General features: G+C 69.1%; 20 protein-coding genes. 13 read left to right on the top strand and 7 right to left on the bottom strand.

The genetic code is table 11. The features are described from left to right. Positions 1-361 precede the first annotated feature (361 nt). The 5 genes from ASF20_RS06745 (at position 362) to gor (ending at position 8,015) form a co-directional block, all read left to right on the top strand. Positions 362-3,586, top strand: a complete 3,225-nt coding sequence (locus ASF20_RS06745) for an efflux RND transporter permease subunit (RefSeq protein WP_056272330.1) — start codon at positions 362-364, stop codon at positions 3,584-3,586. 64 nt (positions 3,587-3,650) lie between these two features. After that, positions 3,651-4,925 carry an efflux RND transporter periplasmic adaptor subunit gene (locus tag ASF20_RS06740; RefSeq protein ID WP_056272327.1) on the top strand — a complete coding sequence of 425 codons (1,275 nt, stop codon included), beginning with the start codon at positions 3,651-3,653 and terminating at the stop codon, positions 4,923-4,925. 85 nt (positions 4,926-5,010) lie between these two features. Further along, on the top strand, positions 5,011-6,192 hold the full coding sequence (locus ASF20_RS06735) for an MFS transporter (protein ID WP_056272324.1): 1,182 nt from the start codon (positions 5,011-5,013) through the stop codon (positions 6,190-6,192). Positions 6,193-6,299: 107 nt separating this feature from the next. Continuing rightward, positions 6,300-6,467 (top strand): 50S ribosomal protein L33, encoded by a 168-nt coding sequence (rpmG, locus tag ASF20_RS06730; RefSeq protein WP_018044575.1) that lies wholly within the window; start codon positions 6,300-6,302, stop codon positions 6,465-6,467. A 150-nt stretch (positions 6,468-6,617) separates the two neighbouring features. Next, entirely contained in the window at positions 6,618-8,015 is a 1,398-nt protein-coding gene (gor, locus tag ASF20_RS06725) for a glutathione-disulfide reductase (protein WP_056272321.1), read from the top strand. Between the two features lie 66 nt (positions 8,016-8,081). On the opposite strand, the gene ASF20_RS06720 is transcribed toward gor, so the two are convergent. The 3 genes from ASF20_RS06720 to galE all read right to left on the bottom strand — a co-directional run bounded on the left by ASF20_RS06720 (position 8,082) and on the right by galE (position 11,761). Continuing rightward, entirely contained in the window at positions 8,082-9,485 is a 1,404-nt protein-coding gene (locus tag ASF20_RS06720) for an SGNH family hydrolase (protein ID WP_056272319.1), read from the bottom strand. A 72-nt stretch (positions 9,486-9,557) separates the two neighbouring features. Beyond that, the gene (locus ASF20_RS06715; protein WP_244476347.1) at positions 9,558-10,775 is read right to left on the bottom strand and encodes a lytic murein transglycosylase; all 1,218 of its coding nucleotides are present in this window, start codon (positions 10,773-10,775) and stop codon (positions 9,558-9,560) included. Beyond that, complete coding sequence (gene galE / locus ASF20_RS06710; RefSeq protein WP_056272317.1) at positions 10,772-11,761, bottom strand: UDP-glucose 4-epimerase GalE; 990 nt, start codon at positions 11,759-11,761, stop codon at positions 10,772-10,774. Before galE ends, ASF20_RS06715 begins: the two co-directional genes overlap by 4 nt. A 168-nt stretch (positions 11,762-11,929) precedes the next feature. Here galE and galU point away from each other — a divergent pair, with 168 nt between their 5' ends. Further along, on the top strand, positions 11,930-12,796 hold the full coding sequence (gene galU / locus ASF20_RS06705) for a UTP--glucose-1-phosphate uridylyltransferase GalU (protein ID WP_056272316.1): 867 nt from the start codon (positions 11,930-11,932) through the stop codon (positions 12,794-12,796). Positions 12,797-13,285: 489 nt separating this feature from the next. On the opposite strand, the gene ASF20_RS06700 is transcribed toward galU, so the two are convergent. Then, positions 13,286-13,501 carry a hypothetical protein gene (locus ASF20_RS06700; RefSeq protein WP_055953370.1) on the bottom strand — a complete coding sequence of 72 codons (216 nt, stop codon included), beginning with the start codon at positions 13,499-13,501 and terminating at the stop codon, positions 13,286-13,288. 436 nt (positions 13,502-13,937) lie between these two features. Here ASF20_RS06700 and ASF20_RS06695 point away from each other — a divergent pair, with 436 nt between their 5' ends. From ASF20_RS06695 to ASF20_RS06685, 3 genes are all read left to right on the top strand, one after another. Beyond that, positions 13,938-15,095, top strand: a complete 1,158-nt coding sequence (locus ASF20_RS06695; protein WP_056272313.1) for a trypsin-like peptidase domain-containing protein — start codon at positions 13,938-13,940, stop codon at positions 15,093-15,095. A 65-nt stretch (positions 15,096-15,160) separates the two neighbouring features. Continuing rightward, positions 15,161-15,415 carry a hypothetical protein gene (locus ASF20_RS06690; RefSeq protein ID WP_056212817.1) on the top strand — a complete coding sequence of 85 codons (255 nt, stop codon included), beginning with the start codon at positions 15,161-15,163 and terminating at the stop codon, positions 15,413-15,415. A 53-nt stretch (positions 15,416-15,468) separates the two neighbouring features. Next, positions 15,469-16,089 carry a DnaJ domain-containing protein gene (locus tag ASF20_RS06685; RefSeq protein WP_244476378.1) on the top strand — a complete coding sequence of 207 codons (621 nt, stop codon included), beginning with the start codon at positions 15,469-15,471 and terminating at the stop codon, positions 16,087-16,089. Positions 16,090-16,218: 129 nt separating this feature from the next. On the opposite strand, the gene ASF20_RS06680 is transcribed toward ASF20_RS06685, so the two are convergent. Continuing rightward, entirely contained in the window at positions 16,219-17,706 is a 1,488-nt protein-coding gene (locus ASF20_RS06680; protein WP_056272307.1) for a D-alanyl-D-alanine carboxypeptidase, read from the bottom strand. A 298-nt stretch (positions 17,707-18,004) separates the two neighbouring features. On the opposite strand from ASF20_RS06680, the gene ASF20_RS06675 reads away from it, so the two are divergent. From ASF20_RS06675 to ASF20_RS06660, 4 genes are all read left to right on the top strand, one after another. Then, positions 18,005-18,454: a phasin family protein gene (locus tag ASF20_RS06675; RefSeq protein ID WP_082501215.1), complete on the top strand. Its 450-nt coding sequence runs from the start codon at positions 18,005-18,007 to the stop codon at positions 18,452-18,454. A 386-nt stretch (positions 18,455-18,840) separates the two neighbouring features. Beyond that, a complete protein-coding gene (clpS, locus tag ASF20_RS06670) occupies positions 18,841-19,185 on the top strand; it encodes an ATP-dependent Clp protease adapter ClpS (RefSeq protein WP_055953857.1) in 345 nt (114 codons plus the stop codon). A gap of 23 nt (positions 19,186-19,208) precedes the next feature. Next, the gene (gene clpA / locus ASF20_RS06665) at positions 19,209-21,680 is read left to right on the top strand and encodes an ATP-dependent Clp protease ATP-binding subunit ClpA (RefSeq protein WP_056272303.1); all 2,472 of its coding nucleotides are present in this window, start codon (positions 19,209-19,211) and stop codon (positions 21,678-21,680) included. 240 nt (positions 21,681-21,920) lie between these two features. Next, positions 21,921-22,184, top strand: a complete 264-nt coding sequence (locus ASF20_RS06660) for a hypothetical protein (protein ID WP_056272301.1) — start codon at positions 21,921-21,923, stop codon at positions 22,182-22,184. A 112-nt stretch (positions 22,185-22,296) separates the two neighbouring features. On the opposite strand, the gene egtD is transcribed toward ASF20_RS06660, so the two are convergent. Then, positions 22,297-23,265: an L-histidine N(alpha)-methyltransferase gene (egtD, locus tag ASF20_RS06655; RefSeq protein WP_244476377.1), complete on the bottom strand. Its 969-nt coding sequence runs from the start codon at positions 23,263-23,265 to the stop codon at positions 22,297-22,299. Positions 23,266-23,314: 49 nt separating this feature from the next. Then, positions 23,315-24,586 carry an ergothioneine biosynthesis protein EgtB gene (gene egtB, locus ASF20_RS06650; RefSeq protein WP_056273617.1) on the bottom strand — a complete coding sequence of 424 codons (1,272 nt, stop codon included), beginning with the start codon at positions 24,584-24,586 and terminating at the stop codon, positions 23,315-23,317. Between the last annotated feature and the right edge of the window lie 61 nt (positions 24,587-24,647).

Below are 24,647 nucleotides of genomic sequence, written 5' to 3'. Positions count from 1 at the left end.
CCCCCTGCCGTACCGGCGGGTCTTCACCGGACGGACGGCCTCGCGCGCGTCCTCCGCAGCCATCCGATCACACGCAGACGCGCCCGGCGGATGCCGCCCCATGGCCCGGCCCCGAGCCCGCCGCGTGGGCCATCCCCACGGGCTCGGGTGACGCGGTGCCGAGGGGCCTCGGCCGCGACGTCCCGACGAAGCCTGCCCAGGTCTCGGGCCGCGGCGCCGGCGATGCGGCCCCCGGTTTACACGCGGAAACAAAAATCCCGGCTTGAAACCTCGATTGCGTCGCGGCGTCACGGCTACAGAGGAACCGGTGGCGTGCGACCACCGTGGTACACCAGCCTGAACGCGATCGCGCGGGAGCCGCATGGGCCTCGTCCAGTATGCTCTGAAGTTCCGCATCACGATCTACGTGCTGGCCGTGCTGATGATGCTCGGCGGCGCGGCGGCGGTCGTGGTCGCGCCCAAGGATGTGCTGCCCACCGTGGATATCCCGGTGGTCGTGGTGGTGTGGACCTACAACGGCCTGTCGACCTCCGAGATGGAGCGTCGCATCACGACCTACGCGGAGTTCTCGCTCTCCAACAACGTCAACAACATCGCCCGGATGGAATCGACGACCCTGCAGGGCACGGCGATCCAGAAGATCTACTTCGACGGCGCGGTGAGCATCGATCTGGCCATCGCGCAGGTCGTCTCGGCGATGAACTCGATCCGCGCGACGATGCCGCCCGGGGTGCAGCCCCCCATCGTCCTGCGCTTCTCGGCCTCCTCGGTGCCGGTGATCCAGCTCGCGCTCTCGTCCGACCGGGAGAGCCTGACCAAGGTCTTCGACTACGCCCAGTATCGCATTCGCCAGCGCCTGACCCAGGTGCCGGGCTCGACCCTGCCCTCGCCCTTCGGCGGCACCCCGCGCCAGATCATGGTCGATCTCGACCTGCACGCCCTCCAGGCCCTCGGGCTCACGGCGCTGGACGTCACCAACGCGGTGACGGCCCAGAACCTGACGATCCCCTCCGGCCTCGCCAAGATCGGCGAGCAGCAATACCCGGTGCAGCTCAATGCCTCGCCCGAGGCGATCGACGCCCTGAACCAGATCCCCATCAAGGTGGTGGGCGGCCAGCCGATCCTGGTGCGCGACGTCGCCAACGTGCGCGACGGCGGCCCGCCGCAGGTCAACATCGTGCGCGCGGACGGCCTGCATTCGGTGCTGATGCGCATCTTCAAGAACGGCACCGCCTCGACGCTGGATGTCGTCAACAACGTGAAGAAGGCGCTGCCCGACATCCAGGCCGCCGCCCCCGAGGGCATGAGCCTGAAGCCGCTGTTCGACCAGTCGGTCTTCGTCTCCGCCGCCATCGAGGGCGTGATCCACGAGGCGATCATCGCGGCGGGCCTGACAGGCCTCACCATCCTGCTGTTCCTCGGGTCGTGGCGCTCCACCATCGTGGTGCTGGTCTCGATCCCGCTCTCGATCCTGACCTCCCTGGCGATCCTGGCGGCGCTCGGCGAGACCATCAACGTGATGACGCTGGGCGGCCTCGCCCTGGCGGTCGGCATCCTGGTCGACGATGCGACGGTGGCGATCGAGAACACCTACCGGCTGTTCGAGGAGGGCGAGCCCTTCCGCAAGTCGGTGGTGGAGGGCGCGGCCGGGATCGCCAAGCCGGCGCTGATCTCGACCCTGTCGATCTGCGCCGCCTTCGTCTCGGTCTTCGCCCTCACGGACACGCCGAAATACCTGTTCACGCCCCAGGCCCTGGCGGTCGTGTTCGCCATGCTGACCTCCTACGTCCTGTCGCGCACCCTGGTCCCGGTGCTGATCGACGTGCTGGTGGCGCGGGAATACGACGCCAAGCACGGGGCGGGCGCCACGCCGCGGCGGGGACGCGTCGCCCGCGCCCTCGGCTGGATCGGCGGCCCGGTCTTTCGGCTGGCCGGCTGGGTCCGCCACGGCTTCGAGGCGCGGTTCGCGCGATTCCAGCGCGGCTATCTCGGCCTGCTCCACGTCGTCGTCGCCCGCCGCGCCGCGACGCTGACCCTGGTGGCCGTCGTCTTCGCCACCACCGCCGGGCTCTTCGTCTTCGTGGGCCAGGACTACTTCCCGCAGGTCGCCTCGAGCCAGATGACCCTGCACCTGCGGACGCGGCCCGGCATGCGCATCGAGACGGCCGAGCAGGTCTTCGCCCAGGTCGAGAACGTGGTCCGCGAGGTCATTCCCGAGGGCGAGATCGACCAGATCCTCGACAACATCGGCCTGCCGGCGAACAACTACAATTTCGCGTTCTCGGACGGTTCGTTCGTCGCCTACAACGACGGCCAGATGCTCATCAACCTCAAGGAGGGCCACGGCTCGGTGGCGGATTACACCAAGCGCCTGCGCGAGGTCTTGCGCGAGCGTTTCCCCGACGTGGTGTTCTACTTCCAGCCCTCGGACATCATCACCCAGATCCTGAACTTCGGCACCCTGGCGCAGATCGACATCCAGGTCTCGGGCCGCAACACCGCCAAGGACCTCGAGGTGGCCCAGAGCATCGTCCGCCGCCTGAAGGCGGTGCGCGGGGCGGTCGACGTGCACCTGCACCAGATCGTGGGTACGCCGCAATTCTTCGTCGACGTCGACCGTCGGCTCGCCTCGGAGCTCGGGCTGACCCAGCAGCAGATCGCCCAAGGGCTGAACGTCTCGCTGTCGGGCTCGTTTCAGGTGACGCCGAACTTCTGGACCGACCCGAAGACCGGCATCCCCTACCAGCTCTGGGTGCAGACGCCGGAATACCGCAACGACTCGCTCACCGCGCTCCAGAACACGCCGCTCCTCGTCAACGGCAATGCGGATGCGCCGGGCGTGCTGACGCTCCTCTCCAGCGTCTCGACCCTGCGCCGCGAGGGATCGCAGACGGTGATCAACCACGTCAACACCCAGCCGACCTTCAACGTCTACGCCGCGGTGCAGGACAGCGATCTCGGCTCGGTGTCGAAGGCGATCCGCCAGATCGTCGCCGAGGAGCAGAAGGCCCTGCCGGCCCCCGACAAGATCACGGTCCGGGGCCAGATCGAGAACATGGAATCGGCCTTCTTCCGGCTTCAGGTCGGCCTCGCGATCGCGCTGGTAGCGGTCTACCTGCTGATGGCGGTGAACTTCCAGAGCTGGGGCGATCCCTTCGTGGTGCTGGCCGCCCTGCCGCTGGCCTTCTGCGGCATCGTCGCGAGCCTGTTCATCACCGGGACGACGTTCTCGATTCCCTCGCTCTTCGGGGCGATCATGTCGGTGGGCATCGCCTCCGCGAACTCGATCCTGCTGGTGACCTTCGCCAAGGAGCATCGCGAGGCCACGGGATGCGGCGCCGTCGAGGCGGCCCTGCTCGCCGGCGAGACCCGCCTGCGGCCGGTGCTGATGACCGCGAGCGCGATGTTCCTCGGCCTGATCCCGATGGCCCTCGGCACGGGCGAGGGCGGCGAGCAGAACGCGGCTTTGGCCCGGGCCGTCATGGGCGGCATCGCCATCGGCACGCCGGCGACGCTGCTCTTCGTGCCGTTCCTGTACACGCTCCTGCGCCGGGGCGCGGTCAAGCCGCTGGAGGATTACGCGTGAGCGGTTGGCGGGTCTGGCGCAAGGATGGCAGGGCGGGGCCCGGTTCGACGATGGGACAGGCGTGATGCATCAGACCCACGATCCGTCCGCCATCCCGCCGCCGCCCGGCAAGGCGCCCTTCCTGATCGCGGCCCTGGCCGCCCTCGGCCTGCTCGCCTGGGGCGGCTACGGCCAGATGCAGCGGCGCGCCGCCGCCTCCGAGACCCAGCGCAAGGTGAACAGCTTCGTGCCGGTGGTGCGCACCGCCACCGCGGAGCGGGCCGACAAGCCCATCGACATCACCCTGCCGGGGCAGACCGACGCCTTCGCCAAGGCGGCCCTCTACGCCCGCGCCACCGGCTACATCGCCGAGCGCCGGGTCGATATCGGCAGCCGTGTCCGCCAGGGCGACATCCTGATGCGCATCGCTGCCCCCGACCTCGACCAGCAGCTGGCCCAGGCGGAGGCGCAGACGGGGCAGCTCGAGGCCGCGCTCCTCCAGGCCAAGTCCATGGTCGACCAGGCCAAGGCCAACGTGAACCTCGCCAACGTCACCAACAGCCGCACCACGACGCTGGCCGGCCAGGGCTGGGCCTCGAAGCAGAACGCGGACAATTCCCAGGCCAGCGTGCTCAGCCAGGCCGCGACCCTCGCCTCGGCGGAAGCCGGCGTGAAGGTGGCCCAGGCCAACATCAAGGCCCAGGCGGCCACGGTGGAGCGCCTGCGGGCGCTCACCGGCTTCAAGGACATCATCGCGCCCTTCGACGGCGTGGTGACCCAGCGCGGCGTCGATGTCGGCGACCTCGTGCACGCCGACGGCACCGGGACCGCCCTGCTTTCCATGGACCGCGACGACATCCTGCGCGTCTCGGTCAACGTACCCCAGAACGTCGCCGTCGGGGTGAAGCCGGGGGTGGATGCGTCCATCAAGGTGCCGCAGATCGCCGACCGGACCTTCTCGGGCAAGGTCGAGCGCAGCTCGGTGGCGCTGCTGACCTCGTCGCGCACCCTGACGGCGCAGGTCGACGTCCCGAACACCGACGGCGCCCTGCGGGCCGGGCTCTACGTCTACGTCACCCTGAAGGTGCCGCGCACCGAACCGAACGTGCGGGTGCCGGCCGAGACCCTCGTCTTCAACCAGCGCGGCACCCAGGTGGCGGTGGCCCGCGACGACGGCACGGCACAGTGGCGCACGGTGATGATCCGGCGCGACCTCGGTACCACGGTGGAGCTCGGCCAGGGCCTGGAGGGCGGCGAGGAGATCGTGCTCAGCCCCCCCGCCGACCTGCAGGACGGCCAGAAGATCGAGCGCAAGCCGCCGACCGCCGACGGCAAGCCGCTGAAATCGGCGGCGCGCTGAGGGCAGGCCCCCGGTTGCGCCGGCCCGCCCCGGCGTAGACAAGGCGGTCCCGGCGTCGCGCCAGCGACCCGCAGCGGACCCCTTCATGCCGGCCCCTCCCCACGCCGAGTCGCGCGACGGCTCCCGCTTCGCCTCGATCGCCGCGGCCATCACCTGCGTGGCGGTGGTCGGCATCGGCCTCAGCCTGACGATCCCGCTGCTCTCCATCGAGATGGCGCGTATGGGCGCGTCGAGCACCCTGATCGGGGTGAACACCGCCGTGGCGGGCCTCGCGGCCATCCTGACGGTGCCGTTCGTACCGCGCCTGGCGGCCCGGCTCGGCGTGCTGCCGCTCCTCGTGGGCGCCATCGTCCTCGGCGCCCTCTGCCTCGTCGCCTTCAAGCTCCTCCAGGGCATCGCCTGGTGGTTCGTGCTGCGCTTCGTGTTTTCCACGAGCCTCGGCGCCCTGTTCGTGCTCTCGGAGTTCTGGATCAACGCGGCGGCCCCGCCGGAGCGGCGCGGCCTGGTGATGGGCGTCTACGCCACGGTCCTGGCGCTGGGCTTCGCGGTGGGACCGACCCTGCTCACCGTCCTGGGGACGCAGGGCTACGCGCCCTATCTCGGCGGGGCCGGCCTGTTCCTCGTCGCCCTGGTCCCCCTCCTGCTGGCCCGGGGCCTGTCCCCGGTGATCGGGCACGGCACGTCGCGCCCCTTCCACGCCTATCTGCGCCTCGCGCCCGCCGCCACCGCGGCAGCCCTGGTCTACGGGGCGGTGGAGACCGGCGGCTTCGCGATCCTGCCCCTCTACGGCCTGCGCCTCGGCTACGACGCCGAGACGGCGGCCGGCCTCGTCAGTGCGCTGGCGCTGGGCAACGTCCTCTTCCAGATCCCCTTCGGCTGGCTCGCCGACCGGGTCGACCGGCGCCTCGTCCTGCTCATGGCCGGGCTCGGCGGGGCCCTCGGGTCGATGCTGATACCCCTGGCGTCGACCTGGTTTCCGGCCCTGCTCGGATTGCTGTTCCTGTGGGGCGGCATCGCCGGGACGCTCTACACCGTGGGCCTCGCCCATCTCGGCGCCACCGTGCGGGGGCCGGAACTGGCGGGGGCCAACGCCGCCTTCGTGGTCCTCTACAATGTCGGTCTGATGCTCGGTCCGCCGCTCATCGGCGGGGGCATGGACCTGATCCCGCCCCAGGGGTTCGCCTACAGCCTCTGCCTGCTGTTCCTGGGCTACGCGATGGTCGTCGCCCTGGGCATCGTCCGGCATCCGACGTATGAGGCGCCTTGACGAATCCCGGCCGATGGGGCAATCACCCGCCGGTATTCAGCCGGCCACCGCCGGCCCTTTTGCGTTTCGCTGATGCGGAATGCCGCGATCACAGGAGCGCCGCGTCCATGGCCAAGGCCGTCACCGTTAAAGTCAAGCTGATCTCGACCGCCGACACGGGTTACTTCTACGTCACCAAGAAGAACTCCCGTACGCAGACCGAGAAGCTGTCGATGAAGAAGTACGACCCCGTCGTGCGCAAGCACGTCGACTTCAAGGAAACCAAGATCAAGTAAGCCCGCCGGCGCCTCGCGCCGCATCGGTGTCTTCGAGGCCGTTTCTCCGGGTGGGGAAGCGGCCTTTTCGTTTGCGCCGCGGGACGGTTGATGTGCCGCCCCGTTCGGGCGATGGAGAGCCCTCGGCGCTCCCACCCGCAGGATGAGTTCATGGCAGACGATCTGGACCGCACCTTCGACGTCGATCTGTTCGTCATCGGCGGCGGCTCCGGCGGCGTCCGGGCGGCCCGCATCGCGGCCGGCTACGGCGCCCGGGTCCAGCTCGCCGAGGAGTACCGGGTCGGCGGCACCTGCGTGATCCGCGGCTGCGTGCCGAAGAAGCTCATGGTCTATGCCGGGCGCTTCGCCGACGAATTCGAGGATGCCGCCGGCTTCGGCTGGTCGGTGCCCGAGCCGCGCTTCGACTGGCGCATCCTGAAGGCCCGGCGCGATGCCGAGGTGACGCGCCTGGAGGGCATCTACGACGCCAATCTCGGCCGGGCCGGCGTCACCGTCATCCCCGAACGGGCGGTGATCGAGGATGCGCACACCGTGCGCCTCGTCGGATCGGACCGCCGCGTCACCGCCCGCTTCATCCTCGTCGCGGTCGGGGCCCATCCGGTCAAGGAGCCGCTGATCCCGGGCGCCGAGCTCGCCATCACCTCCAACGAGGTCTTCGAACTGGAAACGCTGCCCGAGCGCATCCTCGTGGTGGGCGGCGGCTACATCGCCGTCGAGTTCGCCGGCGTCTTCGCCCATCTGGGCAGCCGCACCACCCTGCTGCACCGGGGCGACCGGCTCCTGCGGGGCTTCGACGACGAGCTCCGCGACGCCCTCGGCGAAGCCTATGCCAAGCGCATGGACCTGCGCCTCAACCGCACGGTGGAGCGCCTCGACCAGGCCGGGAGCGGCATCCGCGTCACCCTCGACGACGGCAGCACCCTGGAGGTCGATCAGGTCCTGACCGCCACGGGCCGGCGCCCCAACATCGCCGGCCTCGGTCTCGAGGCGGTCGGGATCGCCCCCGATGCCCGCGGCGCGATCCCGGTCGACGCCTTCTCGCGGACCCGCGTGCCGTCGATCTACGCGGTCGGCGACGTCACCGACCGGGCCGCGCTGACCCCGATCGCGATTCGCGAGGGCCACGCCTTCGCCGACACGGTGTTCGGCGACAAGCCGTGGTGCGTCGACCACGGCCTCATCCCCACGGCCGTCTTCTCGACCCCGGAGATCGGGGTCGTTGGCCACAACGAGGATGTGGCCCGTGACCTCTACGGCACCATCGACGTATACCGCTCGCATTTTCGCCCGATGAAGGCGACCCTGTCCGGCCGTGACGAGCGCATGCTGATGAAGGTCGTGGTGGACCGCGCCAGCGACCGGGTCGTCGGCGTCCACGTCCTCGGCCACGATGCCGGCGAGATCATCCAGGCCGTGGGCATCGCCGTGACCATGGGCGCCACCAAGGCGGATTTCGACCGCACCATCGCGGTGCATCCCACGGCCGGCGAGGAACTCGTCACCATGCGCAGCCCCGTGGTGACGAAGCATCCGGTGGGCGTCGGCTAGCGCCCCGGGGGCCGAGATCCCCGCGTCCGATCCGCCACCTGGACAGGCTCGAGGATCGACCGCCGGTCAGCCCGGCGGCCACTTGAAGTCGTCGGCCCGGCCGGGCTGGGGCAGGGGGGCGGCGCCCCGCACCAGGGCGCGCTCGACGGTGCCCGAGGGATCGGCGTCGCGGGGGCGTCCGCTGATCAGCGTCCCCCCCGGCGTCACCTCGGCTCGGCCGAGGGGCACCACCGGGCCGGCGAGGGGCTTGACCGGCAGGGCCGGGATGCCGGGCGGCTCCGGCAGGCTCGGGAGCATCGCGGTGATCTGCCGGTCGATGGCGGCGGCATCGTCGAGCTTGGCCGCCTCGCTTTCCAGCGGCGGCTGCGGCGCCACCGCCACGGGGGCGGCGAGCGCCGGCTGGGCCGGCGGCGCCCCCGTGCCCATCATCCGCTTCAGCTCGACGTCGGCGAAATGCGCCATCTTGCGCGCGCCCGCCTTGGTGAAGTGGACACCGTCCGCCGTGCGCAGCTTGGCTTCCTGACCTTCCAGGTCGGGCCCCGTCGCGGTGTAGCGGTTGCGGTCGTCGACGAAGCCGGGCCAGATATCGACGTAGGTCTGGCCGGCCTTGGCCACGCGCTCGCGGTAGATGTCGTTGATCGCGGCGATGTCCTTCGTCAGGGATTCGCTGCGCATGGGCGGAGCCCCGACCCAGATCAGCGGGATCTTCGCGTCCGTGAACACCTTGATCAGGGCGTCGACGCGCTCGGCATAGAGGGTGCGCCAGCGGTCGCTCAAGGGATCGAGGGTCTGGTCTCCCTCCCGGATGGGCTGGCGATCGTTCGATCCCATCATGACGAGGGCATAGGTGGTCTTCGGGTTGGCCTTCAGGAACTCCTCGGCGGCCTTCGGCCAGTCGACCACGTCCTTGCGCACGAGGCCGCTATCGGCCTTCGAGCGATCGACCACGCCGATCTCCGTATTGTCCTCGAAGACGTTCGACAGGCCGCCGCCGAGGTGGCCGGCCAGGGTATCGCCGAAGACCGCGATCCGCGTCGTCGGCTCGGCCTTCGGCGCGACCGGCTTCGGCTGGGCCACGACCGGGGCCGGGCGGGGACGGCGTCGGACGGCGCGCCCGTCATCGTGGCTTGAGCGCCCGTCATCGGCATAGCTTCGATTGCGCGGCGGCGCCGGGCGGGCGCTCGGCACGGGGGCGACCTGGGGCGGGGCGGGGCGATCCTCCCAGGGCCAGTAGAACTGGCGCGGCGCCTCCTGGGGCGGAGGCGCGTAGCGCCGGTTCGCCTGTCGGGCGGCGTAGCCGTCGTCGTCCCGGTAATAGTCCCGGGCCCGGCGGCGGGGGGATTGGTAGTCGCCGCCCCGGGGCGCGTCGTAGGAATCGCCCCATTGCGCACAGGCCGGCCCGGCGCCGGCGAGGAGCAGGGACAGACCGGAGAGGAAACACCAGGCCGCGCGCGATGCCGGCAAGGTCATGGGACGCCTCGATCAATCGGACCGGAGGACCGGTCGGGTGGCCGACACCTTAGAGGAGGATGCCGCCGAGGTCTAAGGCCGCCCCCGCAGGTGTTCCAGCAACCGCGGCGTCGCGTAGCCGTCCGCCGGCAGGCCCTCGGCGATCTGGTACTGCCGCACCGCCTCCCGCAGCTTCGGTCCGGCGCGCCCGTCCGCCTCGCCCGCGTAGAGGCCGCGCTCCGTGAGGCCCGCCTGGAGGGCTTGCAGCCCCGCCTTGTCGAGGCGTGCGTCGCGGACCGGCCAGGGCGCGGCGAGGACCGGCCCGCCGGCCAGTCGGTCGGCGAGATGCCCCACCGCCAACGCGTAGGAATCCGAGGTGTTGTAGGCGCGGACCACCTCGAAATTGTCGGTGATCAGGAAGACCGGCCCCCCGAGGCCGCCCGGCAGGAACAGGCTGGCGGTGCCCGCATCCGGCAGGGCCTGACCGTCGGTGCGTCGAACCCCGCGCCGGGCGAAATCCGCGAGGCCGCCGCGATAGCGGGCGAGATCGAACCCCGCCGGCAGGGTGACCGCGTAGCCCCAGGAGAAGGCCGGGTTCCAGCCCAGGGTCTTGAGGTAGGCGGCGATGGAGGCCAAGGCATCCGCTTCCGATCCCCAGATGTCGCGGTGCCCGTCGCCGTCGAAATCCACCGCGTGGGCCAGGAAGCTGGACGGCAGGAACTGCACCTGCCCCATGGCCCCGGCCCAGGAACCCTTCATATGCTCCGGCGTGACGTCGCCCCGCTCCAGGATGGTGAGGGCGGCCAGGAGTTCATCGCGGAACAGCGTGCCGCGGAACCGCGCCTCCGCCAGGGTCGCGAGGGCCCGGATCGTCGGGACGCTGCCGCCGCTTGCGCCGAAATCCGACTCGACGCCCCAGAACGCCAGCACGATCCAGCGCGGCACGCCGTAGCGCGCCTCGATCCGCGCGAGGACGGACGCGAGCCGCTTGGCGTGGGCCTGCCCCCGGGCGATCCGGCCGGGCGAGACTGCGCCGACGAGGTAGTCCCAGACCGGACGCCCGAACTCGCCCTGCTTGCGCGTGCGGGCGAGGATGTCGGGATCGGGTCCGGACATCCCCGCGAAGGCCGCCGAGAAGGTCCGGGCCGAGACGCCCCGCGCCTCGGCCTCCGGTCGCAGCGCGGCGATGAAGGCGGCGAAGCGGGACTGTGCTTCCGCCGTCGTTGCGGCCGGTACAGGCTGACCGCCCGCCGCCAGCACCGGCCCGGCCCCGAGCATGCCCGCAAGGGCGAGCGGCGCCCAGCCCCTCACAGACGGTTGCGCCGGGTCAGGGTCTCTTCCCAGGCGAAAGCCTGGGCGACGATCCGGTCGAGGTCGTCGTTCTGCGGCGTCCAGCCGAGATCGCGGATGCGCTGGGCCTCGGCGACGATCTGGGCCGGATCGCCGGGACGGCGCGGCGAGAGCCGAACCTCGAAGTTGCGTCCCGAGACCCGCTTGACCACGTCGATCACCTCGAGGACCGAGTAGCCGCGCCCGTAGCCGCAGTTCAGAGTCAGGCTCTCGCCGCCGGACCGCAGGTGGTTCAGGGCGACGCGATGGGCCTCGGCGAGGTCGGAAACCTGGATGTAGTCCCGCAGGCACGAACCATCCCGCGTCGGGTAATCGGTGCCGAAGACCTCGAGATGCGTCCGCTGCCCGAGGGCGGCCTGGGTCGCAACCTTGATGAGGTGGGTGGCGTTGGGCGTCGATTGCCCCGTGCGGCCCCGCGGGTCGGCTCCGGCCACGTTGAAGTAGCGCAGGATGACGTAGGAGAAGCCGTGGGCCCTGGCCGCATCGGCGATCATCCACTCGCTCATCAGCTTGGAGCGTCCGTACGGATTGATCGGCGACGGCCGCAGATCCTCCGGCACCGGCACGACCTCAAGCTCGCCGTAGACCGCAGCCGTCGAGGAGAAGATCACGTGCTTGACCCCGCAGCGAACCGCCGTCTCGATCAAGGCCCGGGTCTTGACGGTATTGGCCAAGTAATACTGCAGGGGATCCGCGACCGAATCCGGCACGACGATGCGCGCGGCGAAGTGCGCGATGGCGTCGATACGATGCTGGAGGATGACTTCCGTAAGGAGCGACTGGTCGGCGACGTCGCCGATGACGAGCTTCACCTCAGGTGGAAGCGCCCAGTCGAACCCGGTTGAAAGATCGTCGAGGACCACAACCTCCTCGTGCCCGGCGTCGAGCAGTGCCAGCACCATGTGGCTGCCGATATAGCCCGCACCGCCCGTCACAAGAACCGCCATGACACCTTCTCCCCAAACGTTTCACTGACGATATATCGGAAAACGAGCTTGTCGGTTATGCCCGTTACGTCGATGGCTCTATCGCCTTCCCTGGGCGGAGGCTGTACCGAGGCAACGTCAATCCACTCGGGGTTTTCCTCACCTCCCCTCGCTACCGGGTCTCGCTTGATGAAACCGATTCGCAAAGCCGTCCTGCCCGTCGCCGGCTTGGGCACCCGCTTCCTTCCGGCCACCAAGGCCGTTCCGAAGGAGATGCTCACCGTCGTCGACCGGCCGGTCGTTCAGCACGTCGTCGACGAGGCCCGCGAAGCGGGGATCGAGCACTTCATCTTCGTCACGGGACGCGGCAAGGCGGTCATCGAAGACCACTTCGACGTTGCCTTCGAGCTCGACCGGATGCTGCAGGAGCGGGGCAAGACCGAGGCCTACGAGGCCCTGAAGCGCGACCTCCCGGCCGCGGGCCAGACCAGCTTCACCCGCCAGCAATCGCCGCTCGGCCTCGGGCACGCCGTCTGGTGCGCCCGCGAGATCGTGGGCGACGAGCCCTTCGCGGTGCTGCTGCCCGACATGCTGAGCCGCGGCTGCATGCAGCAGATGCTCTCCGCCTACGAGCGCCACGGCGGCAACGTCATCGCGGTCGAGGAGGTGAAGCCCGAGGAGACGCACCAGTACGGCATCGTCGGCGTCGGCCAGACCTTCGGCCAGACCTTCGAGATCAACGGCATGGTGGAGAAGCCGAAGGCCGGTACCGCGCCCTCGAACTTCATCATCTCCGGCCGCTACATCCTCCAGCCCGAGATCTTCGACATCCTGTCGGCGGGGGAGACGGGCGCCGGCGGCGAGATCCAGCTCACCGACGCCATGATCAAGCTCGCCAAGGACCAGGCCTTCTTCGGCATGCACTACCAGGGCCGGACCTACGATACCGGCTCGAAGCTCGGATTCCTCACCGCGAACATCGCCTACGCCCTCGAGCGCAAGGACCTCTCGGAGGCCCTCAAGGCCGAGATCGCGCAGCTTCTGAGCGAGCACTGAGATCGCGCCCCGGCGCGGCCTGCTCGGTGCCTCAGGGAACGCCGAGCTCAAGCTCCAGAAAACGGGTTGAACGACGTGCAAAGGCCTTGATTTTTGTGCGTCGCACTTTAGATTGTGCGCTGCGGGACCGCGATGGCGTCGCGGTTCGGCAGCCCTTCTTGGGCGTTTCCTCCCTAGACTTCGGGCCGCTCTTCGGAGCGGCCTTTTTTTGTACCCGCTCCGGACGGTGCAGACGGACGCCCCAGGCACGACGCGCCTTGGGCTCCGCGCGCGACCCGGGGTTCGGGCGCGCGATCACGCGCGCACGCATGCCTGTGAAAGGGGTGGAAGGATTTGCACGCGATCCGGCATTCGGGATCGCGGAGCGAGGGCTCGGCCTCAGGCCGCAGGATATCGGTGGAGGCGCCTCTGGGAGGCGCGCGGGCCGGCCGCGCCTAGGGCTGCGGTCGGCTCGCGGGACGACGGACGCGACGGCGCCGGCGGGTCGTTTCAGTTCAGGTAGGTCCGGATCCAGTTCGGCGACAGCACCTCGCCATCCTCCGTGATGATCCAGGGCTGCTTGGCCGGATCGGACAGGGCGCCGGCGGCAGCCTCGATGGCCTCACGAAGGGTCCGGTAGCGCGCGGGCTGAGCGAGGGGAGCCGGAACCGGAGCGGTACGCCAGATCGTCAGATCGGCGGGACGTTCCAGGGCTTGGGTTTCCATGTGTGTGTTCCTTTGATCGTGAGGGTCATTCCCCGCGATGCCGGCTGCCCGGCGAAAGGTCTGTACGACCTCGAACCTGAACATTTGCTGCGGGACGTCTATCCGGGTGAATGGAAGCATCTCTAAGGCGGCTTTGAGGTCATTTCAGACAGGGATGAAATGCTCATCCGCACCTGAACGCTCTCTCCCTCATACAAAGCGCGCCGTTGCTGATCAGCGCGCAGAATATGGCTGCTTTTGGACGCCCTCTCGTTCTGTTTGTCGCCTCGGCTGACAATGTCGAGCCGTTGTTTATCTTTCGCCACAACCGGTTTCGGTGTGCTGACGCACCCTGGCCCGTCACGGTACCGAGCCAGTTGAAGGCCATTGCGTCACCGCCCAGTTAATGGCGATGCGACGCGATGCGGTTTTCGCAGCATGGTGAAGAGGATGACACATGCCCGATCGGTCTCCCCCGCGGCCGGCGGATCGCTTCCTGCGCTGGGCCGCGGCTGCAGTCCTCGGCCTGCTCGCACTCTTCGTGGCGCAGCCCTACCTGACCGGCTTCCTGTTTTCGGCGGACACCGCGCGGGCGATCACCGCCCGCGGCGATCTGGCGCCCGCCGAGACGACGACGGTGGAGCTTTTCGCCCGCGCCAGCCCGTCCGTGGTTCATGTCTTCGTGCAGGCCGCGGCCCAGGGGCGGGCCCTGATGGGGGTCGACAACGAGGGCGGTGAGCCGGGCGGGGGCTCGCAGACCGGGACCGGTTTCATCTGGGATGCGGCCGGGCACATCGTCACCAACAACCACGTGGTCGCGGCGGCTGCGCAGGGTGGGGGTGCCATCGCGGTCCGCCTGTCCTCCGGCGAGGTCGTGTCGGCGAGCCTCGTCGGCGCCGCCCCGAGCTACGATCTGGCCGTCATTCGCCTGGGGCGCACCACCGTGGCCCTGCAGCCCCTGGCCATCGGCACTTCAGCCGACCTCAAGGTCGGCCAGTCGGTCTTCGCCATCGGCAACCCGTTCGGCCTCGACCACACCCTGACCACTGGCGTGATCAGCGCCCTGCAGCGTCGCCTGCCCACCAGCGCGGGACGCGAGCTTTCCGGCGTCATCCAGACCGATGCGGCGATCAACCCGGGCAATTCCGGCGGTCCGCTCCTCGACTCCGCCGGGCGCCTCATCGGCGTGAACACCGCCATCTTCTCGCCCTCCGGGGCGAGCGCCGGCATCGGCTTCGCGATCCCGGTCGATGTCGTGAACCGGGTCGTGCCCGAGCTCATCCGCAACGGACGGACGCGCAATCCCGGCATCGGCATCATCGCGGGGCAGGAGGCGACCGCGGCCCGCCTCGGAATCGACGGGGTGGTGGTCCTGCGCGTGCTGCGCGGCTCTCCGGCCGCCGCGGCCGGCCTGCAGGGCGTCGACGCGCAGACGGGCGAGATCGGCGACATCATAGTGGGGGCCGGCGACCGGCCGGTCCACCGCCTCGCCGATCTCACCGCCGCCATGGAGGCGGCCGGTCTCGGCGCCTCGATCGACCTGATCGTCGAGCGGGACGGGCGCACGCGCCGGGTCCGCGTCACCACCACGGACGTGGCGGAGAGCCGGCTCTGAGGCCGGGCCCTCGTCACGCCGCGCGGCGCTCGCTAAAGCGACCCATCGCCCAGTGAAAGTGACCCATGGTCAGCCACCGTCCCTCCTGCGCCGTCCTGCTCTGGCTGGCCGGTGTCCTCGCCGCCGGTGCCGCCGAGCGCACAAAGCCCCATCTCTGCCCGCAGAATGCCCCCGAGGGCGTCCGCCTGCCGCCCCAGCCCGGCTGCGGCGTGGCGGGCCCGAAGCCGGCAGCGCCGGACAGCCAGGGGTTCCGTGACGTCGGCGGGGTGAAGTTGCGCGTCGGCGGCCGGATCGGTGCCGAGTACGGGTTCGCCCGGTGACGTTCCTTGCCGGAGCGGTCGCGCTCCTTCTCCTGTGGTGGTTCGGGCGGAACCTGAAGATCCGCCATCCGGCCCTGACGGCGCGCGTCCTGCGGCAGGTGGGGGGCTACGCCGCCCTCGCGCTGGCGGCCCTCTTCCTGGTGCGGGGCCGGCTCGAGTTCGCCATCCTGCTGGGGGGCGGTGCCATCTGGCTGCTGGAGGGGTCGGCGGGCTTGAACCGCCGGGTTCGGGGCCTTGCCGCCCGCTACGATCCGCGCCGACTCTCGGGGGCCACCATCCGCTTCGATGCGGCGGGGGAGGGGATCGCCCTGGCAGGTCCCTATGCCGGCCAACCCCTGTCGGTGATTCCTTTGCCCGCCCTTATCGCCCTGTTCGGACGCGATGCCGACACCGCCCGTCGGCTAGAGGCGTATCTCGACCGCCGGCATCCCGGTTGGCGTGTAGACGCTCAGGGCAATCCCGACCCGGGGCCGCGCCGCGCGGCGTATCCAGGGGCGATGACGGAGCAGGAGGCCTATGAGATCCTGGGGCTTGAGCGCGGGGCGTCCCTGGAGCAGGTCCGCGCGGCTCACCGGACGCTGATGAAGCGGCTGCACCCCGACCAAGGAGGCACGGCCGAGCAGGCGGCCCGCGTCAACGCGGCCCGTGACAGGCTTAACAACCGACATCGCTGATACTCCACGCGCGTTGTCAGACAGGGAATGTCGAGAGTACGGCCGTCCGGCGATACGAACCGGGCGCCCGTGTCCTGAGCCGGAACGCCCGAAGGGGCGCCGGTCCCTTGCGAACCCGTCAGCGCGAACTCAGCTGCGGGTGGCGAAGCAATTGAAGCCGTTGCGCTTCAGCGCGTTGCAGGCATCCTGTGCGCTGTCCTGCTCGGCGAAGCCCGAGAACCGGGCGCGGAACAGGGTCGCGCCGCCATGCTCGACCTTCACCGTATAGGGCGAAGCCTTCGAGAGTGCGCCGCCGGCCCGGCTGCGGGCCTCGGACAGCATGGATTTCGCCTTGTCCTCGTCGTCCATGGCGCCGAGCTGGATGACCCAGGCCGTGGGGGTGATCCGCGCGCCGGAAACCGGTTTCGCCGCCTCGGCGCGAGGACCGTCGATGGACGCCAAGCGGGCATCGGTCTTGCCGCCGGCCGGGAAGGCGGCCTGGCCGCCCGCCGGCGCATAGGCCTGCGCCGAGGCCGGGAGCGCGCCGGAGCGCCACCTCATGCTGGCGCTGCCGGGCGTCGTGGTGGCGGTGCGGGCGGGGCTGATATCGAGAGGCTGGCCAGCGCGCAGGGTCGACGCCGTGGTCTCAACATCCTCGTCGTCGGCGGAAGCCACCTGCGTCCGGGTGCGCGAGGCGCCGTCGGCGACCACGGCCGGGCGGGCGCGCTCCGCGACCTCGATGGTCGAGGGAGCCTGGCGGGCACCGGCATAGGCGCGGGGCAGGGACTGGCGGACGAGGTCGGCCATGATCCGGTCGCGACTGGCGCCGGATTTGCCGCCCAGCACGATCGCCACGATCTGACGGTCGTCGAGCTTGGCCGCCGTCATCAGGTTGAAGCCGGAATCGCGTGTGTAGCCGGTCTTGATCCCGTCCACGCCCTGGACATTGCCGAGGAGGCGGTTGTGATTGCCGATGACCCGGCCGCGGAAGGCGAAGGAGCGGGTCTGGAAGTACTTGTAATAGCGCGGGAAGCGATCCTGGATCGCCCGAGCGAGGATCGTGAGATCGCGCGCCGTGGTGATCTGGTCGGCATCCGGCAGACCGGAGGCATTGGCATAGTGGGTGCGGCTCATGCCGAGGGCCTTGGCCTTCTGCGTCATCATCTCGGCGAAGCGGGGTTCCGAGCCGGCGATGTTCTCGCCGATGGCACAGGCCACATCGTTGGCCGACTTCGTCACGATCGCCTTGATCGCGTCCTCGACCTCAATGGTGGAACCCGGCCGCAGGCCGAGCTTCGAGGGGGCCTGGGAGGCCGCGAAGGACGAGATGGTGAGCGGCGACTCGAGGGTGTAGCGTCCGCGCTCCAGCTGTTCGAACAGCATGTAGAGCGTCATCACCTTGGTGATGGAGGCCGGGTGGCGCAGCGAATCCTCGTTGATCGCGTGCAGCGTCTTGCCGGTCTTCACGTCCACCACCATGGCGGCGTAGGGTGGATTGTAGCCGCCACCGCCGCCACCGCGGTGATGATGGCCACGTCGCGCCTCGGCCGGGGAGGCGAGGGCGGCCAGGACGGCGGCTGCGGCGATCGCGGCCGAGAGGGCAGGCACCCGGCCGACGCGGGGAGTATGGCTACGCATCACGACTCACTGCCTCGACATGCACGACCCGCGGGCCGGCTTGCACCGCAACATCTCGGCGGGGGTGCGGCCGTGCCGCCGTAACCCCGCAACATCTGTCAATCAGGCTAGGTGGACGCAGTTACGGCCCGGTTAATGCAGCGAGACCAATTCGCCGGATCCGACCGTCATATTGCGATGCAATATATCGCTTGACGTCTTATGTTGCATCGCACACAAAAGGCCCCGGCCGGTCTTGGCCTCGCGGGCAATGGCCCGACACATCAGGGTAGCCCCGCGGGGGCGGAAGGATCGTCAGATGACGCAGATGTACGAGAAGGCCGCCGAAATGAACAAGGCCGGCCTCGCCACCGTGATGAAGAGCGTCTCCTCGCTCGCCAAGACCCATCAGACCGCCAGCATCGAGATGGCCGATTTCGCCAAGGAATCCTACAGCGCCGGCGCCGCGGCGATGAAGAAGCTCGCCACCGCGCGCACGCTCCAGTCCGCCCTGGAGATCCAGGCCGAGTACCTCAAGGCGTCCTACGAGCGCCTCCAGAACCAGGCCAAGGTGATGACCGACCTGTACCAGGGCCTCGCCCAGGAGGTCGGCGCGCCGCTCCAGACCAAGGCGCCGTTCGACCTCAAGATTTTCTTCGATCCGAAGACCTTGTTCGATCCGAAGACGTTCTTCAATCCGAAGGCCTTCGATCTCAAGGCTTTCCCAAAGCTTCCCGGCTTCTCCACGCCCGACCAGAAGGCAGCCTGACACACGGCTTTCCCGCGTCGGGCGAACGGTCCCGCCGCGAGCCCAGACGTTTTGCCAGTCCGGCCCCGTGCGATCGATCGCACGGGGCCATTTTCGTGTTCGGGACCGGGCGATCGCGGAGCACCGTCCGGGCGGTTCGGAACGCCGGTCCGCGGCCGTCTCGGACAAGTGCGCGCAGCCGACTGGCGAAGCAGCCGATGGCCCTATAGATTACCAGCGATGCGAGCGCGCCTCGCCGGCGCGACCCGCGGATGAAGCAGCCACCAAGCAGCATGCCGCACCAAGGGGTCGATGCGATTCAGATGACCGACGTCCTGATACGGGGCAGCGAATCCTCACGCGCGGACGGCCCCGAGACCTTCACGCTCCAGCGTCGCGTCACCGATGTGCGGGCGACGGACGAGCCACGCGAACCGGGTGGTACGGATGACGGCCGGTCCGGAACCGCCATCATCACCCGCACCAAGCCGAAGACCAAGCGACCGAGCCTCTACCGGGTTCTCTTGCTGAACGACGACTACACTCCCCAGGAGTTCGTCGTCCACGTCGTCGAGAAATTCTTCAACAAGTCGCAGGAAGTCGCGTTTCAGATCATGATGCACGTACACCACAACGGTGTCGGCGAGTGCGGGATCTTCACGTACGAAGTTGCGGAGACCAAGGTGACGCAGGTCATGGACTTCGCCCGCAAACACCAACATCCTCTCCAGTGCGTTATGGAAAAGAAATAGGCACCCCACACAGAGGCCACGCTTTGCCCAGCTTCTCTCGCAGCCTAGAACAAGCTCTCCACCGCGCCCTGGCGCTCGCCGGCGAGCGCCGGCACGAATATGCGACGCTGGAGCATCTCCTGCTCGCCCTCGTGGACGATCAGGACGCGGCCGCGGTCATGCGGGCCTGCAACGTCGAGGTCGACACCCTCAAGCGCAGCCTCGTCGAGTACGTCGACACCGAGTTGTCGAACCTCATCGGGGACGGCCGCCAGGATGCCAAGCCGACGGCCGGCTTCCAGCGCGTGATCCAGCGTGCTGTGATCCACGTGCAGTCCTCCGGGCGCGAGGAGGTCACCGGCGCGAACGTGCTGGTAGCGATCTTCGCCGAGCGCGAGAGCCATGCCGCGTACTTCCTGCAGGAGCAGGACATGACGCGCTACGACGCGGTCAACTACATCAGCCACGGCATCGCCAAGCGCCCGGGCGCCTCCGAGGCCAAGCCCGTGCGCGGCGCGGACGAGGAATCCGCCTCCGAGCGTCCGAGCGGCGACGAGGGCGAGGGCCGCACGAAGAAGAAGGGCGATGCCCTCGAGGCCTACTGCGTCAACCTGAACAAGAAGGCCCGCGACGGGCGGATCGACCCGCTGATCGGCCGCGAGGCGGAGGTGCAGCGCACGATCCAGATCCTGTGCCGCCGCCAGAAGAACAACCCGCTTCTCGTGGGCGAGCCCGGCGTCGGCAAGACTGCCATCGCCGAGGGCCTGGCGCGCAAGATCATCAACAAGGAGGTGCCCGAGGTCCTCATCGAGGCCACGGTCTTCTCCCTCGACATGGGCACCCTGCTGGCGGGCACCCGCTACCGGGGCGATTTCGAGGAGCGCCTGAAGCAGGTGATGAAGGAGATCGAGGCGCACCCGAACGCGGTGCTCTTCATCGACGAGATCCACACGGTGATCGGCGCCGGGGCGACCTCCGGCGGGGCGATGGACGCCTCGAACCTCCTCAAGCCCGCCCTGGCCAACGGCTCCCTGCGCTGCATCGGCTCGACCACCTACAAGGAGTACCGCCAGTACTTCGAGAAGGACCGCGCCCTGGTGCGCCGGTTCCAGAAGATCGACGTCAACGAGCCGTCGATCCCCGACGCGATCGAGATCGTGAAGGGTCTGAAGCCGTATTTCGAGGAGTTCCACAAGCTCAAGTACACCACCGAGGCCGTGAAGGCCGCGGTCGAGCTGTCGGCGCGCTACATCAACGACCGCAAGCTTCCGGACAAGGCGATCGACGTCATCGACGAGACGGGCGCCTCGCAGATGCTGGTGCCGGAGGCGCGCCGCAAGCGCACCATCGGCGTCAAGGAGATCGAGGCGACCATCGCCACGATGGCCCGCATCCCGCCGAAGACCGTCTCGAAGGACGACGCGGTGGTTCTCAAGAACCTCACCGAGAACCTGAAGCGCGTGGTCTACGGCCAGCCCAACGCCATCGACGCGCTGACCTCGGCGATCAAGCTGGCCCGCGCGGGTCTGCGCGATCCCGACAAGCCGATCGGCTCGTACCTGTTCGCGGGACCGACCGGCGTCGGCAAGACCGAGGCCGCCAAGCAGCTCGCCGCGTCCCTCGGCGTCGAGATGCTGCGCTTCGACATGTCGGAGTACATGGAGCGGCACACGGTCAGCCGCCTCATCGGCGCGCCCCCCGGCTATGTCGGGTTCGACCAGGGCGGCCTGCTCACCGACGGCATCGACCAGCACCCGCATTGCGTGCTGCTGCTCGACGAGATCGAGAAGGCGCATCCGGACCTGTTCAACATCCTGTTGCAGGTCATGGACCACGGTAAACTCACCGACCACAACGGCAAGCAGGTCGATTTCCGCAATGTGATCATCATCATGACCACGAATGCGGGCGCCTCCGACCTTGCACGCTCCGCCTACGGCTTCACCCAGGCCAAGCGCACGGGCGACGATGTCGAGGCGATCAACAAGCTCTTCGCGCCGGAATTCCGCAATCGTCTCGACGCGATCATCTCCTTCGGGCACCTGCCGAAGGATGTGGTGGCGAAGGTGGTCGACAAGTTCGTCCTCCAGCTCGAGGCCCAGCTCGCCGACCGCAACGTCACCATCGAGCTCTCCGACGAGGCGCGGGAGTGGCTGACCGAGAACGGCTACGACGACGCGATGGGCGCCCGCCCGATGGCCCGACTCATCCAGTCGACCATCAAGACCCCGCTGGCCGACGAGGTGCTGTTCGGGCGCCTGAAGGACGGCGGCGCTGTGCAGGTCGTCCTGCGCAAGGGCGAGGGCGCGGAGAAGGACGGGCTCGCCTTCGAGTTTCCGGCCGGTCCGGTCACGCCGAAGCCCGAGAAGGACGTGGCCAACGCAGCAAAGAAGCACAAGCGCACCAAGGCCAAGGCCTCGGCGCGCAAGACGAACGACAAGCGCGACGACAAGGGCGGCCCCAGCGGCGGCTCCGGCGTCCGCACCGTTCCGAAGGTGCCGCTGGTCAAGGCCTGAAAGGACGGGGCCTGAGATCCGCCAGGTCTGTTGGCTCGGCTAACAGGCCCAGTCGAAGCGGCCCCTCCCCGACGGGAGGGGCCGTTCTTTCACGTCCTCAGGGCGGCGGAAAACCGTATCCGGCGGTCGACACGCGGGCGCCGGATGGTTAGCAAGCGCGGGAATGGCGAGCGGGCACTGCGAGAGACTGGCCGGATACGCTTCCCCATCGCTGAGATCGGTTGAGGAGGGGCGTCCCCGATGAACGACTTGCATGAGGGTCCCCTCACGCCCATCGCGACCAAGCAGGCCCCCTCACCGAAACTCACGACTCGGGAGCAGCGCCGGCTGCGGCGCCGGCGCCGGCGCCGCGGCGAGGAGATCCTGGGCTGGATCCTGGTTCCGCTGATCGTCTTCGGGATCTACTGGGGCGTGACCGCGAGCCTCGATTTCCTCGGGACTTCGCCGGGCCAGCTCTGGGACCAGCTGATGCAGGTCAAGGCGATGATGGAGAAGCGAAGCTGAAACGGACGCCGGTCGATCGAACCGGCGCCGGTATCCTCCTGACCTGCGCGACCCTCGTGCGAAGCACCGACGCCGGCTTCCCGAGGGAATCGCCGGCATCGAGCTCGGGCGATCAGCTCCGCCGCAGGGCGTGGATCGAGAAGAGCAGGCCGGGATCGGTCCAGACCGCCTCGGCGCGCCAGCCGGCCTCGGCCGCCAGGGCCCGGAAGCGCTCGACCGTATACTTGTAGCTGTTCTCGGTGTGGATCGTCTCTCCCTCGGCGAAGGCGATGTCGCGGTCCGCGATGCGGATGGTCTGCGCCTTCAGACTGACGAGGTGCATCTCGATGCGGGAGGCCTCGGGGTTGAAGAAGGCGCGGTGGGCGAAGGCGTCGAGATCGACCTCGGCACCGAGTTCGCTGCGCATCCGCACGAGCAGGTTTCGGTTGAAGGCCGCGGTCACGCCGGCCGCATCGTCGTAGGCGGCATCCAGCACCGCCTTCTCCTTCACGAGGTCGACGCCGATGATCAGGGTGGCGCCGGCCCCGAGCACCCGCCCGAAATGCGCGAGCAGCCGGGTCGCCTGCGGCGGCTCGAAATTGCCGATGGTGGAGCCGGGGAAGAACCCGGCCACGGGGCCGTCCGACAGGCCGGCCGGCAGGGTGAAGGCGCGGGTGAAATCGGCCGCCACGGGGGTGATCGTCAGGTTCGGGAAGTCCCGGGCCAGGGCCTCGGCCTCACTCCGGAGAAAGCTCTCCGAGACATCGACCGGAACGTAGGCGGCGAGATCCGGCCGGTGCACCATCAAGCGCCGGACCTTCACGGTCGAGCCGCTGCCGAGCTCGACGAGGTTCGCCCGGGCCGGGAGGGTCGCGGCGATGGCCGCTCCCTGGGCGTCGAGGATGCCGAGCTCCGTGCGGGTCGGATAATATTCCGGCTGCCGGGTGATGGCCTCGAACAGATCAGAGCCCGCCGCGTCGTAGAAATACTTCGCCGACAGGAATTTCTGGGGTGCCGAGAGACCAGCCAGGACATCGTCCAGGAACTGACGCTCGGCATCGATGGCCGCGATCGGGGTCGCGTCCGTGAAGACGGGGTTGATGGTCAAGGAACGTCTCCGGTTACGCGACGATTCAGGGACGGGTCTTGGATCAGGACCGGGCGTCCGACAGGCGCAGGCCCGTGAACTGCCAGCGCTGATGGGGATAGAAGAAGTTGCGGTAGCCGACCCGCGCATGGCCCTGCGGGGTCGCCACCGAGGAGCCGCGCAGGACGAACTGGTTCGACATGAACTTGCCGTTGTACTCGCCGAGCGCGCCGTCCACTGGGCGGTAGCCCGGGTAGGCGGTGTAGGCGCTGCGGGTCCATTGCCAGACCAGCCCGAAGGCGTCGGGCAGCAGGTCCTCACGGGCCGCCACCTCCCACTCGAACTCGGTGGGCAGGTCTCGCCCGGCCCAGCGGGCATAGGCATCGGCCTCGTAGTAGCTGATATGGGTGACGGGCAGGTCGGGATCGACCGACCGAATGCCGGCGAGCGTCATGCTCGCCCACCCGCCGTCGGCCTCGCGCCAGTAGCCCGGCGCCTCCCACCCTTCGGCCTGGGCGGCGATCCAGCCATCCGAGAGCCAGAGCTCCGGCCGCGCGTAGCCACCATCGGCCATGAAGTCGCGCCACTGCCCGTTAGTGACCAGGGCCCGGTCGATGGTGCCGCCCTGGATCAGCGCATCGTGGCGCGGCGACTCGTTGTCGAAGGAGAAGCCCTCACCAGCATGACCGATGGGCACGATGCCCCGGCGCAGCTCCGCGCGTCCCCCTGCGCTCTGGGGCCGGGGAAAGCGCCAATCCGCGTCGTAGGCCGGTCCGAGGGGATTATGGGCGAAGGCGTGCAGGATGTCGGTGACCAGCAATTCCTGGTGCTGCTGCTCGTGATAGAGCCCGATCTCGAGGACCGGAAGCACCGCCTCGAGGGCGCTGGCGGACGCCTGACTCAGGAGGGCGTCGACCGAGCGGTCGACATGCGCGCGGTAGGCGGCGACCTCGTCCGCCGTCGGGCGGGTGATCAGCCCGCGCATGATCCGCGGCTGACGGGGGCCGGCGGCGACGTAGTACGAGTTGAACAGGTAGTGCAGCCGCTCGTCGTAGATGGCGTAGCCCGGCAGGTGCTCGCGCAGCAGAAACTGCTCGAAGAACCATGTCGTGTGCGCGCGATGCCACTTCGTCGGACTGGCATCCGCCATCGACTGGATTTGCTGGTCCTCGGGCGAAAGCGGTGCCGCCCGGCGCTCGGTCTCGTCGCGGACGTGGTGGAAGGCCGCGATCCAGGCCGCGCGATCCACCGGCGTCGCCGAGAGGGGCGGGGGCGGGAAGGCCGATCGAACGGCCTCGGCCGCAGAGGTCTCGCGAAACGCTGCCGTCGCTGCCATGGCGGCCACTCCCATATCCGAACCCGCAAACCTGAACGTGAGAGGGGAGATATGGCCGCGG

The organism is Methylobacterium sp. Leaf88 (assembly GCF_001422795.1).
GTDB lineage: Bacteria > Pseudomonadota > Alphaproteobacteria > Rhizobiales > Beijerinckiaceae > Methylobacterium.
Note: the sequence above shows the minus strand (reverse complement) of the source record. Positions and strands in the feature narration are given on the sequence as shown.

What these genes read in the sequence shown, in the direction of transcription:
- ASF20_RS06745 (WP_056272330.1), top strand. Translation starts at nt 362, where the DNA reads ATGGGCCTCGTCCAGTATGCTCTGAAGTTCCGCATCACGATCTACGTG.
- ASF20_RS06740 (WP_056272327.1), top strand. Translation starts at nt 3,651, where the DNA reads ATGCATCAGACCCACGATCCGTCCGCCATCCCGCCGCCGCCCGGCAAG.
- ASF20_RS06735 (WP_056272324.1), top strand. Translation starts at nt 5,011, where the DNA reads ATGCCGGCCCCTCCCCACGCCGAGTCGCGCGACGGCTCCCGCTTCGCC.
- rpmG (WP_018044575.1), top strand. Translation starts at nt 6,300, where the DNA reads ATGGCCAAGGCCGTCACCGTTAAAGTCAAGCTGATCTCGACCGCCGAC.
- gor (WP_056272321.1), top strand. Translation starts at nt 6,618, where the DNA reads ATGGCAGACGATCTGGACCGCACCTTCGACGTCGATCTGTTCGTCATC.
- ASF20_RS06720 (WP_056272319.1), bottom strand. Translation starts at nt 9,485, where the DNA reads ATGACCTTGCCGGCATCGCGCGCGGCCTGGTGTTTCCTCTCCGGTCTG.
- galE (WP_056272317.1), bottom strand. Translation starts at nt 11,761, where the DNA reads ATGGCGGTTCTTGTGACGGGCGGTGCGGGCTATATCGGCAGCCACATG.
- galU (WP_056272316.1), top strand. Translation starts at nt 11,930, where the DNA reads ATGAAACCGATTCGCAAAGCCGTCCTGCCCGTCGCCGGCTTGGGCACC.
- ASF20_RS06700 (WP_055953370.1), bottom strand. Translation starts at nt 13,501, where the DNA reads ATGGAAACCCAAGCCCTGGAACGTCCCGCCGATCTGACGATCTGGCGT.
- ASF20_RS06695 (WP_056272313.1), top strand. Translation starts at nt 13,938, where the DNA reads ATGCCCGATCGGTCTCCCCCGCGGCCGGCGGATCGCTTCCTGCGCTGG.
- ASF20_RS06690 (WP_056212817.1), top strand. Translation starts at nt 15,161, where the DNA reads ATGGTCAGCCACCGTCCCTCCTGCGCCGTCCTGCTCTGGCTGGCCGGT.
- ASF20_RS06680 (WP_056272307.1), bottom strand. Translation starts at nt 17,706, where the DNA reads ATGCGTAGCCATACTCCCCGCGTCGGCCGGGTGCCTGCCCTCTCGGCC.
- ASF20_RS06675 (WP_082501215.1), top strand. Translation starts at nt 18,005, where the DNA reads ATGACGCAGATGTACGAGAAGGCCGCCGAAATGAACAAGGCCGGCCTC.
- ASF20_RS06660 (WP_056272301.1), top strand. Translation starts at nt 21,921, where the DNA reads ATGAACGACTTGCATGAGGGTCCCCTCACGCCCATCGCGACCAAGCAG.
- egtB (WP_056273617.1), bottom strand. Translation starts at nt 24,586, where the DNA reads ATGGCAGCGACGGCAGCGTTTCGCGAGACCTCTGCGGCCGAGGCCGTT.